The organism is Microbulbifer taiwanensis (assembly GCF_014904815.1).
Classification (GTDB): domain Bacteria; phylum Pseudomonadota; class Gammaproteobacteria; order Pseudomonadales; family Cellvibrionaceae; genus Microbulbifer; species Microbulbifer taiwanensis.
Genome location: NZ_JACZFR010000007.1, coordinates 100,238 through 116,052, shown reverse-complemented (window position 1 = coordinate 116,052; position 15,815 = coordinate 100,238). Strand labels below are relative to the sequence as shown.

18 protein-coding genes are annotated in these 15,815 nt (G+C 61.6%); 12 read left to right on the top strand and 6 right to left on the bottom strand.

All coding sequences use genetic code 11. The features are described from left to right. Positions 1-71 precede the first annotated feature (71 nt). Genes bufA2 through IG627_RS02445 form a run of 4 tightly spaced genes read left to right on the top strand, consistent with a single transcriptional unit; the run spans position 72 to position 3,493 of the window. On the top strand, positions 72-533 hold the full coding sequence (gene bufA2, locus IG627_RS02460; protein WP_193189560.1) for a BufA2 family periplasmic bufferin-type metallophore: 462 nt from the start codon (positions 72-74) through the stop codon (positions 531-533). Positions 534-544: 11 nt separating this feature from the next. Further along, positions 545-1,420 (top strand): MNIO family bufferin maturase, encoded by an 876-nt coding sequence (gene bufB / locus IG627_RS02455; protein WP_193189559.1) that lies wholly within the window; start codon positions 545-547, stop codon positions 1,418-1,420. After that, positions 1,417-2,202: an HvfC/BufC N-terminal domain-containing protein gene (locus IG627_RS02450; protein ID WP_193189557.1), complete on the top strand. Its 786-nt coding sequence runs from the start codon at positions 1,417-1,419 to the stop codon at positions 2,200-2,202. Before bufB ends, IG627_RS02450 begins: the two co-directional genes overlap by 4 nt. Beyond that, positions 2,183-3,493, top strand: coding sequence for an MFS transporter (locus IG627_RS02445; protein ID WP_319024477.1), 1,311 nt, complete (start codon positions 2,183-2,185; stop codon positions 3,491-3,493). The genes IG627_RS02450 and IG627_RS02445 overlap by 20 nt, the downstream gene beginning before the upstream one ends. On the opposite strand, the gene IG627_RS02440 is transcribed toward IG627_RS02445, so the two are convergent. The 3 genes from IG627_RS02440 to IG627_RS02430 all read right to left on the bottom strand — a co-directional run bounded on the left by IG627_RS02440 (position 3,482) and on the right by IG627_RS02430 (position 6,068). After that, positions 3,482-4,378 carry a glycosyltransferase family 2 protein gene (locus tag IG627_RS02440; protein ID WP_193189555.1) on the bottom strand — a complete coding sequence of 299 codons (897 nt, stop codon included), beginning with the start codon at positions 4,376-4,378 and terminating at the stop codon, positions 3,482-3,484. The two genes, IG627_RS02445 and IG627_RS02440, sit on opposite strands and share 12 nt — an antisense overlap. A gap of 314 nt (positions 4,379-4,692) precedes the next feature. Beyond that, entirely contained in the window at positions 4,693-5,283 is a 591-nt protein-coding gene (locus tag IG627_RS02435; RefSeq protein ID WP_193189553.1) for an HD domain-containing protein, read from the bottom strand. 11 nt (positions 5,284-5,294) lie between these two features. Beyond that, positions 5,295-6,068 carry a class II aldolase/adducin family protein gene (locus tag IG627_RS02430; RefSeq protein ID WP_226864627.1) on the bottom strand — a complete coding sequence of 258 codons (774 nt, stop codon included), beginning with the start codon at positions 6,066-6,068 and terminating at the stop codon, positions 5,295-5,297. A gap of 85 nt (positions 6,069-6,153) precedes the next feature. Here IG627_RS02430 and IG627_RS02425 point away from each other — a divergent pair, with 85 nt between their 5' ends. Then, a complete protein-coding gene (locus tag IG627_RS02425) occupies positions 6,154-6,846 on the top strand; it encodes a Crp/Fnr family transcriptional regulator (RefSeq protein WP_193189551.1) in 693 nt (230 codons plus the stop codon). A gap of 34 nt (positions 6,847-6,880) precedes the next feature. Here the strand turns inward: IG627_RS02425 and IG627_RS02420 are convergent, their stop codons facing one another. After that, positions 6,881-7,792, bottom strand: coding sequence for a bile acid:sodium symporter family protein (locus IG627_RS02420; RefSeq protein ID WP_193189549.1), 912 nt, complete (start codon positions 7,790-7,792; stop codon positions 6,881-6,883). 113 nt (positions 7,793-7,905) lie between these two features. On the opposite strand from IG627_RS02420, the gene IG627_RS02415 reads away from it, so the two are divergent. The 5 genes from IG627_RS02415 (at position 7,906) to IG627_RS02395 (ending at position 12,945) form a co-directional block, all read left to right on the top strand. Beyond that, positions 7,906-8,808: a DUF1853 family protein gene (locus tag IG627_RS02415; protein ID WP_193189546.1), complete on the top strand. Its 903-nt coding sequence runs from the start codon at positions 7,906-7,908 to the stop codon at positions 8,806-8,808. Between the two features lie 121 nt (positions 8,809-8,929). Continuing rightward, positions 8,930-9,487 carry a GbsR/MarR family transcriptional regulator gene (locus IG627_RS02410; RefSeq protein ID WP_193189544.1) on the top strand — a complete coding sequence of 186 codons (558 nt, stop codon included), beginning with the start codon at positions 8,930-8,932 and terminating at the stop codon, positions 9,485-9,487. 72 nt (positions 9,488-9,559) lie between these two features. Next, positions 9,560-10,957 (top strand): cytochrome ubiquinol oxidase subunit I, encoded by a 1,398-nt coding sequence (locus IG627_RS02405; RefSeq protein WP_193189542.1) that lies wholly within the window; start codon positions 9,560-9,562, stop codon positions 10,955-10,957. After that, positions 10,954-11,973 carry a cytochrome d ubiquinol oxidase subunit II gene (locus IG627_RS02400; protein ID WP_193189540.1) on the top strand — a complete coding sequence of 340 codons (1,020 nt, stop codon included), beginning with the start codon at positions 10,954-10,956 and terminating at the stop codon, positions 11,971-11,973. The genes IG627_RS02405 and IG627_RS02400 overlap by 4 nt, the downstream gene beginning before the upstream one ends. A gap of 279 nt (positions 11,974-12,252) precedes the next feature. Beyond that, positions 12,253-12,945, top strand: coding sequence for a TetR/AcrR family transcriptional regulator (locus tag IG627_RS02395; RefSeq protein ID WP_193189538.1), 693 nt, complete (start codon positions 12,253-12,255; stop codon positions 12,943-12,945). A 5-nt stretch (positions 12,946-12,950) separates the two neighbouring features. On the opposite strand, the gene IG627_RS02390 is transcribed toward IG627_RS02395, so the two are convergent. Next, positions 12,951-14,075: a PepSY-associated TM helix domain-containing protein gene (locus tag IG627_RS02390; protein ID WP_193189537.1), complete on the bottom strand. Its 1,125-nt coding sequence runs from the start codon at positions 14,073-14,075 to the stop codon at positions 12,951-12,953. Between the two features lie 189 nt (positions 14,076-14,264). Next, the gene (locus IG627_RS02385) at positions 14,265-14,444 is read right to left on the bottom strand and encodes a TonB-dependent receptor (RefSeq protein ID WP_193189715.1); all 180 of its coding nucleotides are present in this window, start codon (positions 14,442-14,444) and stop codon (positions 14,265-14,267) included. A gap of 228 nt (positions 14,445-14,672) precedes the next feature. Here IG627_RS02385 and IG627_RS02380 point away from each other — a divergent pair, with 228 nt between their 5' ends. Together IG627_RS02380 and IG627_RS02375 are read left to right on the top strand one after the other, a co-directional pair. After that, positions 14,673-14,924 (top strand): YdcH family protein, encoded by a 252-nt coding sequence (locus IG627_RS02380; protein WP_193189536.1) that lies wholly within the window; start codon positions 14,673-14,675, stop codon positions 14,922-14,924. A gap of 217 nt (positions 14,925-15,141) precedes the next feature. Continuing rightward, positions 15,142-15,744: a glutathione S-transferase family protein gene (locus IG627_RS02375; protein ID WP_193189535.1), complete on the top strand. Its 603-nt coding sequence runs from the start codon at positions 15,142-15,144 to the stop codon at positions 15,742-15,744. Positions 15,745-15,815: the final 71 nt, after the last annotated feature.

The following is a 15,815-nucleotide window of genomic DNA, read 5'->3' as shown; positions in this document are numbered from 1 at the left end:
CTGAAGGCAGGATTGTGGGGACCTCGCGGTCGCCCTCACCTGCCACCAGCCCGAAAATCGAGGTATCCAGCATGAAACGCGAACGCAGCAAACTGCTGACCGGCGCCTCCCTGGCCCTGGCTGCCGCCGGCCTGATCACCAGCGGTGCCACCCTGGCCGACGGCGACCCGGCGGCCAAAGGCGAATCCACCGACCTGGTGCACTGTTACGGTGTCAATACCTGTGGCGGCCACAACGATTGCAAGACCGCGGACAACGACTGCGCCGGCAAGTCCTCCTGCAAGGGCAAGGGCTTTGTGGCCATGCCGTCCAAGGCCTGTACCGATGTGGGCGGCAAGACGAAGGACGACTGGAAGGGCACAGTCAAGACCGCCGATCTGGCCCACTGCTACGGCGTCAACGTCTGCAAGGGACACAACGACTGCAATACCGCCAAGCACGACTGCGCCGGCAAGTCCTCCTGCAAGGGCACCGGCTGGGTCGCCATGCCAGCCAAGTCCTGCACCAATATCGGCGGCAAGGTCAAGGACTGATAGCCGCTCCCATGCCACCCAACCCGGAGACTGCTGCAGCACAGCCCGCGCGGCCCTTTCTCGGCTTCGGCCTGGGGCTGCGCACCCCGCACTTCCAGCAGGTGCTGGAGCAGTCGCTGCCGGTGGACTGGTTCGAGGTGGTGTCGGAAAACTTTATGGTCGCCGGCGGCAAGCCGCGGTATTTCCTGCGCGCCATCGGCGAGCGCTACCCGCTGGTGATGCACGGCGTCTCCCTGTCGATTGGCGGCACTGACCCGCTGGACTTCGATTACCTGCGGCAACTGCAAACGCTCGCCGAGGCCGTGCAGCCGGCCTGGGTCTCCGACCACCTGTGCTGGACCGGCGTCGGCGGTCGCAACAGCCACGACCTGCTGCCCCTGCCCTACGCCGAGGAAGTGGTGGAGCATGTGGCCGGGCGGGTGCGGCGCGTGCAGGACTTTCTCGACCGGCAGATACTGCTGGAAAATGTCTCCAGTTACCTGACCTTTTCCGGACAGTCGATGACCGAGTGGGAGTTTTATTCCGAGGTCTGCGCGCGCGCCGACTGCCTGATGCTGCTGGATATCAACAACGTCTATGTCAGCGCGCGCAATCATGGCTTTGAAGCGCGCGACTATATCGATCACCTGGATCCGCGGCGGGTGCAGCAGTTCCACCTCGCCGGCCACTCGGACTATGGCGATTATGTGATCGACACCCACGACCACGATGTGCCGCACCCGGTGTGGGAGCTCTACCGCCGGGCGCTGCGTCGCTTCGGCGCTGTGAGCACGCTGATCGAGCGGGACGACAATATTCCCGAGCTGGAGGAGATGGTCACCGAGCTGGAATTCGCGCGGCGCATCTATACCGATGAGTCCGCCGCGGAGACGGACTGCGCACCGTGAGCCAGCTGCTGCGCAACCGCCAGTGCCAGTTGATGGCCTTTCTGCTGGACGGGAACGAGTCCATCGCCGGATACATTGACGACAGGGGCGCCGCGAGCAAATCCACCCGCCTTGGCATCTACGCCAACGCCTATCGCAAGCGCCTGCAGGAAACCCTGGATTCGGACCACCCGGTGCTGGGGCTCTACCTGGGCGACGAACTGCTCGAGCAGATGGCGCAGGGCTATATCGATCGCCATCCCTCGCAACGTCCGTCCCTGCGCCATTTCGGCGAGCAACTGCCGGATTTCCTGCGCCAAAGCGAACCCTTTTCCAGGCAGCCGCTGATCGCCGAACTGGCCGCTTTCGAGCGGCTGCTGATGTGCGTATTCGATGCGGCGGATGCCGACAGGCTGTCTCTGGAGGAATTGCAGTACCTGCCCGCCGAGGCCTGGCCGCCAATGCGCCTGAGCTTTCACCCGAGTGTCAGGCTATTCCGCTGCGGCTGGAACTGCGTCCAGGTATGGCAGGCGCTACGCGCGGAAGAGGCGCCACCGCCTGCGACTGAAGGTGAGTACCCCTGGCTGCTGTGGCGCAACCGCGAGCGGCTGACCGAATTCACCTCGCTCGCCGACGTCGAGCTGATTGCAGTGCGCGCGGCGCTCGACGGCGCAGACTTCAGCGAAGTGTGCGAGCGCCTGCTGGAAATCATTTCCCCGGACCTGGCCGCCGGCACCCTGGTACAGTTGCTGCAGACCTGGATCCGGCGCGGCTGGCTGAGTGGTGTCGACACCACCCGCTAGTTCCGCCCCGGCACCGGGCGCGTCCGGGCGGCGCGCCATCTGGGGCTGGGCCTTCTACGACTGGGCCAACTCCGCCTTCGCCACCGTGGTGCTGGCCGGATTCTTTCCGCTGTTGTTCCAGGATTTCTGGAACGCCGGAGTCAACGCCGAAACGTCCAACCTGCGCCTCGGTTGGGCCAACGCCGCCGCATCGCTGCTGATTGCCCTGTCCGCGCCGCTGATCGGCGCCTTCGCCGATGCTGCCGCAGTGCGCAAGCGCCTGCTGTTGCTGTTCGCCGCGGCCGGCATACTGGCCACCGCTCTGCTCGCCGCCGTACCCGGCGGTGCCTGGCTGTCCGCAGCGCTGCTGTTTGTCTGCGCCACCATCGGCTTTCTCGGCGCCAACCTGCTGTACGACGCGCTGCTGACCAGTATCGCGCCGCCGGAGCGCTGGCACGCGGTATCCGGACTCGGCTTTGGTCTCGGTTACCTGGGCGGCGGCCTGCTGTACCTCGCCTGTGTCCTCGCCGCCCTCAATCCCGACACGTTCGGCTTTGCCGACAGCACCGGGGCCGCGCTGGCGGCCTTTGTGCTGACCGGGCTCTGGTGGGCCCTCTTCTCGCTGCCACTGATCCTGTGGGTGCGCGAGCCGCCAGCCGCGGCAGCCAGTGGCAGTGGCGCCCTGGTTGGCAGGACCTTCCGGCAACTGCGCAGCACCATCGGTCACCTGTACCGCTATCGCACTGCGGCGCTGTTCCTGCTCGCCTACTGGCTCTATATCGATGGCGTCGGCACCGTGATCCGCATGGCGGTGGCCTACGGCCGCGCCCTGGGATTCGAGCGCTCGCACCTGATTCTCGCCCTGCTGCTGGTGCAGTTCGTCGGTTTCCCAGCGGCGATAGCCTTTGCCCACCTGGGCGAGCGCATAGGGCCCCAGCGGGGTATCTACCTGGGGCTCGCGGTCTACATAGTCGTGTGTATCTGGGGCGCTTTTATCCGCTCGCCCTGGGAATTCTTCGCCATCGCGGTGCTGATCGGGCTGGTACAGGGGGGCGTACAGGCCCTGAGCCGCTCCTGCTATGCGCGCCTGATTCCCGCCGCCAGGAGCGGCGAGTTCTTCGGTTTCTACAACCTGATGGGAAAGTTCGCCGCCCTGATAGGCCCGCCGCTATTCGGGCTCTTCGGCAGCTGGTTCGGGGATGTGCGCTATTCGATGCTGGCGCTGATACTGCTGTTTGTGGGCGGGGGGCTGATATTGTCGCGGGTGCCGGGCTCGGCGCTGAACGCCCGCACCGACGAATCAACGCAATAAGTCAAAAAGCCCGTACTCGGAAAACACGGCCTGGATCTTGCTGTCGTTGCCGCAGCGCCTGTCCCAGTTCTCCCGCTTCAGCGAGTGCGACTGGGACCCGCCGACGCCGAGAAAGCGGGTTTTCCAGTGGCGCGAATCGTCTATCCGCGCGCACAGGGTACCCTGCTTCAGACTCATGGCCTTCAGCCACACGTCGTCCGCATTGGGGCAGAGCGCCATAAACTTGTCCTTGTCGAAGGCGTCCTGGTGCAGGGAACCGGGGAAGTAGAGCACCCCGCCCATACCGGTGGGAAACACCAGCGGCGAGGCCGCGCTGTCGAAGACGCCGGATTGCCACTCGTCGTACGGCCGCAGTGCACCCTGCTCGTCCAGTCGCATCCGGTGTCCGCGGTGGCAGTAGATATGCGCCGGGTCGCGCCGGTGCGCCCGGTACAGCATATCGATCATATCCGGGGGGTAGAGGATGTCGTCGTCGACGGTGATGATCAGGCTTTCCGGGAAGCGTTCGAACGCATAGACATACTTCTTGTAGGGGCCCAGGTCCTCTTCCACGAAGACAACTTCAAGGCCCCGCTGCTGCTGCTTTCTCAGGAACTCTGGCAGCTCCCGGTTGGGGAAATTCTCCGTCGACAGCCACAGCACTATCGCATCGGCTTTGACGGACTGCTGGAACAGGCTTTCGATACACAGGTAGACGTCGTCGATGCGCTGGTCGAATGACGTCAGGGAGACGACTATATGGTCTTCCTTGTCGTTGCCGACGCCCGGCTCGCTACTCCCCAGTGCCTGCTGTATCAGCATCTGCCCGCGCACCATGGATTCGAGCTTCAGATTGTTATTGGCATCGTGCTTGCGCAGGCGCTTTTTCAGGAAGTAGTGGAACATACCGTGTCGTGTAACAACGTTCTAAAGAATTTTATTTCTAATTGTACGGCTGCCTTGATGCCAGCAACCCAATCCCCGCCAGGAGGCCCATGGGGCCAGCCGCGTCAACGGTGGGGGTATGCGGGCGCAGCCAGCTGCTGAGCCAGCGCTATAGTGCCTGTAGTTACCCCCTTTCGGCTAGGGGCTGGTGAACGATTTCTATCTCTGACAGTGATGAGGCGGGCTTGTGGGAGGGGCAAGGAAGGCCGAATCCGGGCCCAAAGCAGGGCCACCGCCGCGTTCTGCGCAGCGACAGCCCCGACACGCGGGCCCGTCTAAGGATCGACCGCCTGCTGGTACAGCGACTTGCGCGGCTGCGCAAAGACCCGCCGCAGCATCGGCTCGAAGAAAGCCAGCGGCAGCACCTCGCCCCCGGCATCGAACGCCGGCGCATCGTACCTCTCAACGAATTCGAGTGTGCGCCCGTAGCAGGGATGATCGCGAAACTGCTCGCGCAGATTGCGATCCATGCCCAGGTACTGGAAGAAGTAGTAGCCCTGGAAGATGGCGTGGTGCTTGACCATCCAGTGGTTTTCCTCGCTGACGAAGGGCTCCAGCAGCACCGCCGCTACATCGGCGTGATTGTAGCTGCCCAGGGTATCGCCGATGTCGTGCAACAGGGCGCAGACCACGTACTCCTCGTCTTTGCCGTCGCGGTAGGCCAGGGTGGCGGTCTGCAGGCAGTGCGTCAGGCGGTCCACTGGGAAGCCGCCGCAATCGCCCTGCAGCAGTTGCAGGTGGGCGAGGATGCGGTCCGGCAACTGTTGTGCGAAGGGGCCGAAGGCCCCGGCGATAATCTGCCAGTCCTCCGGAGTGCCCTGCGCCATGTGTGTGAACCTGGCCTGATTCTCGATGATGTCTTCCATTGCTGTGCTCCTCAGTCGCGATAGCTCGGATCCAGGCGGTCGAGCTTGCGCAGCAGGCCGGGCCAGGCGAGCAGGCCACCCTGGCTGCTGGTGACCCTGTCGCCCTCGCCGCAGATCTTGTCGAGAATCGGCTGCGGTACCGGCGTCAGCGGGCGATCGCCGGCCAGCGCGGCCACCTGTATCTCGCAGGAACGCTGCAGTATGTACATGGCCAGAAAGGCGTCGGCCACAGTCGGTGCGCAGGTGAGCAGGCCGTGATTGCGCAGGATCATGTAATTGGCCGAGCCGAGATCGGCCACCAGGCGGGCCTTCTCGTCCTCGCGCACGGCGATTCCCTCATAGTCGTGGTAGGCGAGACCCGACAGCGGGAAGAGCGACTGCTGCGAGATCGGCAGCAGCCCCTCGCTGTGGGCCGACACCGCGACGCCCTCGACCGTGTGCGTGTGCATCACGCACTGGGCATCCTCGCGGGCCTGGTGAATCGCGCCGTGGATCGTGAAACCGGCCGGGTTTACCGGGAAGGGGCTGTCACCCACCTTCTCGCCGTGCAGATCTATTTTCACCAGGCTGGACGCGGTGATTTCCTCGAACAGCGCACCGAAGGGGTTGATCAGGAAGTGGTGCTCGGGTCCGGGGACGCGCACCGACAGATGGGTGAAAATAATATCGTCCCAGCCGTAGTGGGCGATCAGACGGTAGGCGGCCGCCAGGTCGACACGCAGCTGCCACTCCGCGTCGCTGACGCTGCCCCTGAGGGACGGCATTGAATCCAGTTGCGCTTGCATCGCTCTTCTCTCTTGTGGTTATGCAACGGCCACATTCTAGAAACAGGTCTGCCCGCGAGACTGTCAACTTGTTTACACTTGGCGGATGAGCGATTCAGCCTCCATTCTCAATACCTGCCCGCTGTTGCGCGGGCTGCCGGAGCAGGCCATCGTCGAGCTGGCACAACTGGCGCGCCCCCAGCGCTACTCGGCCGGCGAAGTGATCTATTTGCCCGGCTCCATGCAGAGCCGGCTGTCCATCGTGGCCGCGGGTCGCGTGCGTATCTGCTCCACCAATGCTGCGGGCCGCGAGGCCACACTGGCGATCCTGGACACCGGCGCCTGGTTCGGCGATACGGTTTTCTCCCCGGATATGCCGCGGGTTTTCGGGGCTTCCGCGCTGGACGACGGCCTGGTTGTCGACGTGCCCGGCGAGGCACTGCGCAAACTGATGAGCCAGTATCCCGAGGCCTATCCGGTAGCCCTGGACCTGGTGAGCCGCCGGCTGTGGGCGGCGATGTCGATTATTCAGGACGATGTGCTGAGAGGCACCGAAGCACGCATCGGCCGGCGACTGCTGTTCCTGGTGCAGATGCACAATCCGACCGGCGACGGCGGCAGTGCTGCCAGTTTTCACCTGACTCGCGAACAGCTCGCCAATATGATGGGCATGACCCGGCAGGGCCTGCACCGGGTGCTGAAGAGTATCGAGGCGCAGGGCCTGATCGAATTTTCCTACGGTCGAGTGACCATTCCCGATACGGCGCGCCTGCAGGCTTATATCGAGGGGCTGGAATAAGGCACCGCGCGAATCCGCACGGTGCCCGGGGCGTTCAACCGGCTTCTGTGGCCTCTATCGGACTGTCCGCGCCCTCGCCCTTTCCGACCGGGATCACGCGGCGGCCGTAGGCGGCCAGCAGGAAGCCGAGCGGGAACATCAATACACCGTAGATGGCCGACGGAATCGACATCTCGCTGGAATGCAGCAGTGTCAGCGTCACCATCAGGCCGAGGGTGCCGTTCTTGATGCCCAGTTCCATGGCCACCGCCAGCGCTTCGCGTTGGGGCAGGCCGGTCGCGCGGCTGACCAACAGGCCCAGCGCTACGCCCAGCAGGTTGAGCAACAGCGCCGAGGGACCCGCCTGCACCATCAGCTCACCGATGCGATCGCGAATCCCCCACACCAGGCTGATCACCAGCACCGCCAGCACCAGGCCGCCAAAAATACTCACCACGCCCTCCGCGCGGCTGGCCAGTTGCGGTCGCCAGGCCCGCACCGCCATGCCGATCACCACCGGCAAGAGTACGATTGCCGACAGCATGGCCACCGTCTTGCCGAAAGGCAGCACGATTTCCTGCTGGGTACCGAAATAGGTCTGCAGTGCATAGTTGGTGAAAAGCGGCAGGGACATGATGGTGATCAGGCTCGCAAACACCGTCAGCACTATCGACAGCGCCACATTGCCGCGCGCCAGCAGGGTAAAAAGGTTGGAGGTGGTGCCGCCGGGGCAGGCGGCGATAATCACCAGGCCGACCGCGATCGCCGGCGGCAGCCCCAGTGCCCAGCAGAGTGCCAGGGCGACCAGCGGCATGACCAGGATCTGCGCTATGGTGCCGATAATCAGGCCGGCGGGTTTCACCGTGACCCGCTGGAAATCCCGCGCGGTCAGGGTCATCCCAATACCAATCATGATGATGAACAGGGAGATCGGCAGGCCGATCGAGATCATTGGACCTGATTCCATAGGGATCACCTTTAATTATTATGAAGCCGTGACCCGACGAACCCTAGCACAGGTCTTCGACGCTCGCCGCCACTTTTGAGCCGTTACCCTGTACCGAGACAGCGAATCAACCAATGCGCGAATCCATACCTGAACCGGATCACTGGGCCAACCTGCTCTGGGCTCTGGGAGCGGAAAATATCCTTCGCGGCGGCGGCCTGCCGTGGCTGCCATCCTCACGCCGAACCGAACTGCTCGATCACTTTACCCTGCCGCAGGTCCGCGAGAGACTGGCCCCGCAACTGGATTCAGAGCTGCAGCGGATCGACGAGCAGAAAAGAACCGCGAGACTCGGCGTCTACTTCGAAAATCTCTGGGCCTTCGCCTTCGCACAGCATCCCCACTACCAGCTGCTGCACCGCAACCTGCCACTGCGCAGCGCAGGGCGCACCCTGGGCGAGCTGGATTTCGTCGTGCGGCATCAGCCGAGCGGTGCCACCGAGCACTGGGAAATCGCGGTCAAGTTCTACCTGCAGGTGGCGGGTGAATTCTGGGTGGGGCCGGGCCTGCACGACCGGCTCGATATCAAGCTGGCGCGAATGCGCGAACACCAGCTGCCGCTGGTCCACCAGCCCGCCGCACGGGAATTGCTGCAGCGACTCGATATCCATATCCACCGCCAGTGGGCACTGGTGCCAGGGCGACTCTTCCGCCCCCTCGGCGGCGAAGTGTCGCCGCTGCACAGGGACCTCAACCCCGCCTGCTGCAATTTCTGGTGGGCGCCGCCGGACGAGTTCCAGCACCGCTTTGCCGGGAAGCCCTGGCGCTGGGTGCAGCTGCCGAAGCGCACCTGGCTGGCGGACAGCGGTTACAAGGCGCCACACAGAGACAGCTGTGCGTCGTTGGCAGGGAAGATTATCGACGAGGGAATACACAATCCGGTCTGCGTCGCCGCCCTGGACGACGACAGGGAAGTAAGCCGCGGCTTTATAGTGCCGGGGGACTGGTACGAGTCGGCGCTGGCTGCAACGGTATAGGGCTGCGACAGAACGCCCATTTGGAGCCTGCCCCGGACATCCTCCCGAAAACAGAATCTCCGATTGACATGGAGCGAATTATATTTACAATTTTCAGAAATTTCTGAAAATACAATACGCAATGAAACTATCCAGTCAGGCCCAGGCATTCGTGCTGCACTTCGGCGAGATGGGCAGCCGCTGGGGATTCAACCGCACCGTGGGGCAGATGTTTGCGCTGCTGACGATCCAGTCCGAGCCACTGAATGCGGACCAGCTGGCACAGGCGCTGAAGATCAGCCGCGGCAACGTCAGCATGGGACTGAAGGAATTGCAGGCCTGGCGCCTGGTGGAACTGCATCACCTGCCCGGCGACCGCAAGGATTACTTCACCGCCGCCGGTTCCATCTGGGACCTAGCGCGCACCGTGTTCGAGGAGCGGCGCAAACGCGAGCTGGATCCGACCCTGACCCTGCTGCGCCAACTACTATTGAACGAGCCCCAGGATGAGCAGGAAACCCTGGCGCAGCAGAAGATGCAGGAAGTCTACGACCTGCTGGAGCTGCTGGACCAGTTCGCCAATACCCTGAGCAGGCTGGAGCAGAAAGACCTGCTCAAGCTGATGAAACTGGGCTCCGGGATCAGCAAATTACTGGAACTCAAGGCCAGGGCGAAGGGAGGCAGTACCAAACCCACATAAACCGTGAGGGTGCGCCGCGCGCACCGGATACACCGCAAGGACAGACTTTACTCTTTATCTGCAGAGGTCCCCATGCTAGATACCCTGGTCCTGTCGAGGATGCAGTTTGCTGCCAACATCAGTTTTCACATCCTCTTTCCCACCATTACCATCGCCCTCGGATGGATTCTGTTTTTCTTCAAGTTGCGCTATGACCAGACCAGTAACCCGGTGTGGATGCGCGCCTATCGTTTCTGGGTCAAGGTATTCGCACTGACCTTCGCCCTGGGCGTGGTCAGCGGTATCACCATGTCGTTCCAGTTTGGCACCAACTGGCCCGGCTTCATGGAAAAAGTCGGCAATATTGCCGGCCCCCTGCTGGGCTATGAAGTACTGACCGCGTTTTTCCTCGAGGCGACTTTTCTCGGCATTATGCTGTTTGGCATCAAGCGGGTGCCGAGCAGGGTGCACACCTTCTCGGCGCTGATGGTGGCTATAGGCACCACCCTCTCCGCCTTCTGGATCCTTGCGCTCAACTCCTGGATGCAGACACCCACGGGCTATGAAATACGCGATGGTGTGGTCCACGCCACCGACTGGATGGAGGTGATTTTCAACCCGTCTTTTCCCTACCGGCTCACCCATATGCTGCTGGCCTCGGGCCTGACCGCAGCCTTCTTTGTCGCCGGCCTGTCCGCCTATCGAATCCTGAGAGGCGACAAGAAGCAGGCGCCGCGCCTGGCATTGAAAACCGGTCTGGTGCTGGCCGCGATACTGATCCCGGTGCAGATATTTGTCGGCGACCTGCACGGCCTCAACACCTTCGAGCACCAGCCGCAGAAAATCGCCGCCATGGAGGGGATCTGGGAAACGGAAAAGGGCGCGCCACTGCTGCTGTTTGCAGTTCCCGATGAAAAGGCGCGCACCAATCACCTGGAAATCGCCCTGCCGAAAATGGCCAGTCTGATACTGACTCACGAACTCGACGGCGAAATAAAGGGGCTGAACGAATTCGAAAACAATCACCCGCCGGTTAAGCCGCTCTTCTTCGGTTTTCGCATTATGGTCGGCGTCGGCATGCTGATGCTGCTGGTGGCCTGGACCGGCTGCTACCAGCTGTACCGGCATGGAGAATTACCCGACTGGCTGCTGAAGATAACGGTGGCCATGACCTTTTCCGGCTGGGTGGCGACGCTGGCGGGCTGGTATGTGACCGAGGTGGGACGCCAGCCGTGGCTGGTGACCGGCGTACTGAAGACCGCAGAGGCAGTCACTCCGGTAGCCAGCGCCAATGTTGGATTTTCCCTGGTGCTCTACCTGGTGGTCTACACCATCCTGTTGTGGGCCTATATCCACACACTGAAAGTCATGGCACTGAAGTCGGTAGAAGTGGAGGAGTTCGAAACCGCCGAACCCGCCGCCGACGGCAGCCTCACCAACCTGCCCCAATCTCACTCGGCCCCGCAGTCCGCCCACGGAGGTAACCCATGATCGACAACGCAATAATGGCAACAGACTGGCTGCCGGTGATTTTCATCGGCCTGATGGGCCTGGCGGTACTCGCCTATGCGGTGCTCGATGGCTACGACCTGGGCGTCGGCATACTGTTGCCGATGAGCAAACAGGACGAACGGCAGCGGGACACCATGATCGCGTCCATCGGCCCCTTCTGGGATGCCAATGAAACCTGGCTGGTGCTGGCGATCGGGTTGCTTCTGATCGCCTTTCCATCGGCTCACAGCCTGGTACTGATGAACCTGTATATTCCCACCGCCATCATGCTGGTCGGCCTGATCATGCGCGGGGTCGCCTTCGACTTCCGCGCCAAGGCGGCAGTGGCGCACAAGCTGGCCTGGGACAGGACTTTCAAGGCCGGCTCTCTGCTCACCAGCCTGACCCAGGGGTATATGCTCGGCCAGTATGTGATGGGCTTTGACGCCGGCTGGGAGGCACAACTCTTTTCCGGTCTGAGCGCCATTGGCGTGACTGCGGCCTACAGCTATATCGGCGCGGCCTGGCTGATCATGAAGACCGAGGGCAGCTTGCAGAGCCGCGCCATCCGCTGGACGCGCCGCGCCGGACGAGCGGCCTTCATCGGCGTGGTGGCAGTTTCCGCCGTCAACCCGCTGGTCAACCCGGGCGTATTCGATCGCTGGTTCACCTTTCCGCTGGTAATGTTTGTACTACTGATTCCGATGCTGTGCTTCTTCGCCTTCGCCGCCAATGAGGTTTTGCTGCGGCGCCTGCCGAAAGTGGACGACCGCCACTGCTGGATTCCCTTCGTCAATGTGCTGCTGGTGTTTATTCTCTGCTTTACCGGCCTGGCATTCAGTTTTTATCCGGATATAGTGCCGGGCAAACTGACCATCTGGCAGGCGGCCAGCGCCCCCGAATCCCTGCGCTTTATCCTGGTCGGAGCGATTATCGTGGTTCCGGTGATACTGGCTTACACCGCTTTCTCCTACAGGGTGTTTCACGGCAAGGCGACCGAGCTGCACTATCATTAGCGCGAGCGCTGGCCAGGCATCCAGTCCAGATACACAGACTCCAAGGTGCCGGGACCTCCCGGCACCGGGACTCCATTCCGAATTTTTATTCATTTTTTCGACCAGATCACTGTTCGATTTTTTTTGCCCAGTAACGCGGAACTAAGCCACAATTCCGGCAATATATCCTTGCCCCACAATGGCACTCCGTTAATAATTGCCGTCACCAAAAGACAACGTTTTTACACGGAAGTAAAACGCGTAGTCGGCATTGCCGCTCGCGTTAGTCAGGGTGGTAATTTGAATCAAGTCGATCGACGAACCGTCAGCCGGCGCGACAGTGCAAGTCCGCGCAAGCCGCAACGCAAAAATGGCCGCGAGAAGTACGAAAAGCTTCTCGATTCACTGGAAGCCCTGATCATCGAGCAGGATTCCAGCGAGATCACGCTTGCCAACCTGAGCCAGGTGGCCGGCGTCCCCGCCGCATCTGTGTACCACTTCTTTCCCAGTGTGGATGCCAGCCTGACCGCGCTGGCAGAGCGCCACTACAAGAGCTTTAGCGAAGCCCTGCTCCACCTCCCGGATATTCCACCCCAGGGTGGCTGGCAGGATCTGCTGTTCGAGCTCTGCGATCTGGGGCGCTCCTACTATGAGATCAATGTGGCAGCGCTGAAAGTGCATTTCGGTCCCCAGTCCAGCTGGGCCCTGCGCCACCTGCAGATGGAAAACAACTGGCGCCTCGCCGACACCCTGCTGAAAAATCTATCGCGCGAATTCGAGCTGCCGCCGTCTCAGGAATGGCGGGAGCGGCTCCTGCTCGCCATCACCATCAACGACGCCTTCTGGTCCCAGTCCTACTCCCGCTTCGGCCGTATCACCGAGGAGATTGCCGCGGAAGGCAAGCGTGCCGCAGCCGCCTACCTGAAAATGTATCTGGGCGAACTGCTCGAGCGCCGCCGCCCCAGCACCCAGTCGGAAACCAGTCCCTTTTAATGCCGTTATAAGGCACCGCCCGGGCTGAATCGCAGGTTGCGCCGCTTGATACGCGCATTGCGGCGCTTCTCCCTACGCCGGTACCAGATATAAAGCCCAGTGACCGAGAGCAGCAGCGGGCTCAACCCCACCACACACCAGAGCATCCGGCTTGCCAGGCCGGCAAAATCCCCGAAGTGCAGGCGCCGATAGCTGTCTACTATCTTGGCGCCCGCGCCGGCCTCGCGAATATCAAATGCGGTGATATAGTCTCCAGAGCCGGCATCGTAGCTGACATTGCTCGCGTACTGGCTGAGCAGAGGATTACCGCTGTGCACGTCGCCCCAGAAAGTAATATTCACACCCGGCTCCCAGGGCAGGGAGATATAGGTCGGCTCGAATCCGTTTAATCTCCGCACGGAGTCGTCGTGCAGTGCCTGCAGCGAAAGTGCACTGCCGTACAGGCGCTCCTGCATCACATGGTGTTCGGCACCGTCCGCGTGCTCTTCCAGTTCGTGAGCAAAGTGGGAGATATTCCACCAGGCACCGGTAAAGCCGACGATCAAAAGCACCGGTGAGGCGATCACCCCGGTCATCTTGTGCAGGTCACTGAAGTAAACGATCAGCCGCGCCTTCCAGCGCAGGGTGAAAAAGTTCTTCCAGAATCTGCGGTACAGAACCAGGCCGCTGATACCCAGCAGGCACAGCAGCACCGAAAAAACACTGGTAATTGCCAGCCCCGGATCATCCAGCAACAGGGTATAGTGCAGGTCGAGCAGCCAGTCGGTGAGATAGTGGGTCAGGCCCTGGGGGCTCGCCAGCATTTCACCGGAATACTGGTTCAACAGGGTATAGGACCAGTCGCTGCCGCCCCTCTGCATCAGATAGACCTGATCTGCGCGACCAGGATCCTGGAACAGATGCCAGCCCACCACTTCGTAATCGGGAAAACTGCCGTTCACATCGGCGAGCAGCGCATCCAGCGACTGTCGCTGGCGCCCTTCGGCCTGCACGCGCACCTTGTCTTCCATCAGCAGTGTGTCAATTTCGTGCTTGAACACCAGGATACTGCCGGTGACACAGATCACCAGTAGCGGCACAAAGGCGGCCAGCGCCATCCAGCTGTGCAGTTTGAACAGGGTTTTATTCATACAATCCAAGCTTTGCCAATGGGAAATTGGCCTTATCTTAAACGCAAAAAAGGATGGCGGGACCTATCAATCCCGCCATCCAAAAGGTGCGCATTAGCTCGCGAATCAGTAGCGCCTGTTCACCGAAGCACTGAAGTTGCGCAGTGCGGCATAGAAGCCCTGATCCCAGTAGAGACTATTGATGTATTTCTAATCGGTGAAGTTCTTGCCATTGACGGAGAAACTCAACTGCTCGTTCACCCGGTAGCCGGCAAATAACGACAGCGTCGCATAGGCCTCCTGATCGATCAGGGGTCCGGCGCTGTGTGTGCGCTGGACGCCGTCCTGCCGGTTGAGGCCTCCAGCGACTTTCAGCTGCTTTCCACCCATGTGACCGCCTGCGTCAGGCACGGGCCCATCGCCAGCAGAGTGGGCTGCGCCGGAATACGCTTGCCGCTGCTCATAGTCAACTTCTCCCGATTAACTTGTCGCCATCATAAGCCCACCCCCAGTCAAATGCAACAGATTATCATTTAGATTTAAACCTGCAATGACTCTGGCCCGCAACAACTACACTTAGGGGTGGCATCCCATTCAAACAATCCGGAGGCTCCCCCTATGCCCATAGCCCCTCACGACCTGGAGTTGGATTTTCCCGAATACGCAGACACCATCAAACGACTACAGAACGAAGACCTCGAGTTCAAAGTCGAAAGTGACACCTACCACAAGCTGGACAAACAGATCCGAGGGTTACAGGAAAGCGGCATAGCCACCGACGACGAGCACTACTCCCACCTGAAGAAACAGCGCGCCTATCTCAAACAACACCTGTACAACCGCATAACGAATAGCGAGCTGCCGCACTAGCTAAATTCGGTGGCCGCGACGGAGGCCGCTTTTTCGCGCAGCGAATGCCGTGTGGCCCGCCATATAAGCGAGCTGCAACGCCACATTGCGGAAAAAACGGCCCCGCCCCTTCGGGTTGCGCCCCAGAACGCGGCTATCTAATTTAGTGTGAACAGACCCTGGACAGCCCGGGCGCCATTTCGCACACTGCTTCTTTCACAAGGAGTGCCAGGGCGCCATGAAACTCTTCTTTACCCACGCCTCTCCCTACGCCCGCAGCGCCCGCATCGTGGTGCGCGAACAGCGTCTCGAAACACTGCTCGGCGAGGTGGCATCCCACCCGTTCAACAACGCCGAGGATTTTGTCAAAGCCAACCCGCTGGGCAAGGTTCCCGCCCTGATCCTGCCGAATGGTGAGGCGATCATGGACAGCGAGGTGATCTGCGCCTACCTGGACCGGGAGCTGGGCGACGGCCGCCTGGGCCGGCCGCTGGACGCCGACTGGTCATTGAAGACGCTGTACAGCGTCTGCTCCGGCCTGATCGACATCCTGGTGCTGCTGCGGGTAGAAAAGGGGCGCGAACAGGAGGGGCTGCGCTCGGATTTCTGGTGGCAGCGCTACACTGGCGCGATTGGGCGCACCCTGGACTACCTGGAGGCGCGCGCCGATCAGTTCCCGGAATCCCTGAACCTGGTGCATATCAACCTCGCCTGCGCCCTCGCCTACCTGGATTTCCGCCACCCGGACATCGACTGGCGCAACGGGCATCCGCGCTTGACGGCGCTGGCAGAATCGCTGGAGTCCCGCGACAGCTTCAGCGCCACGGGGCTGCACGAATAACCCGGCGGGCATTCTGCAAATGGCACTGCAGATCTGCTCTAGCGGAATTTCATGTGATTGCCATATGCACC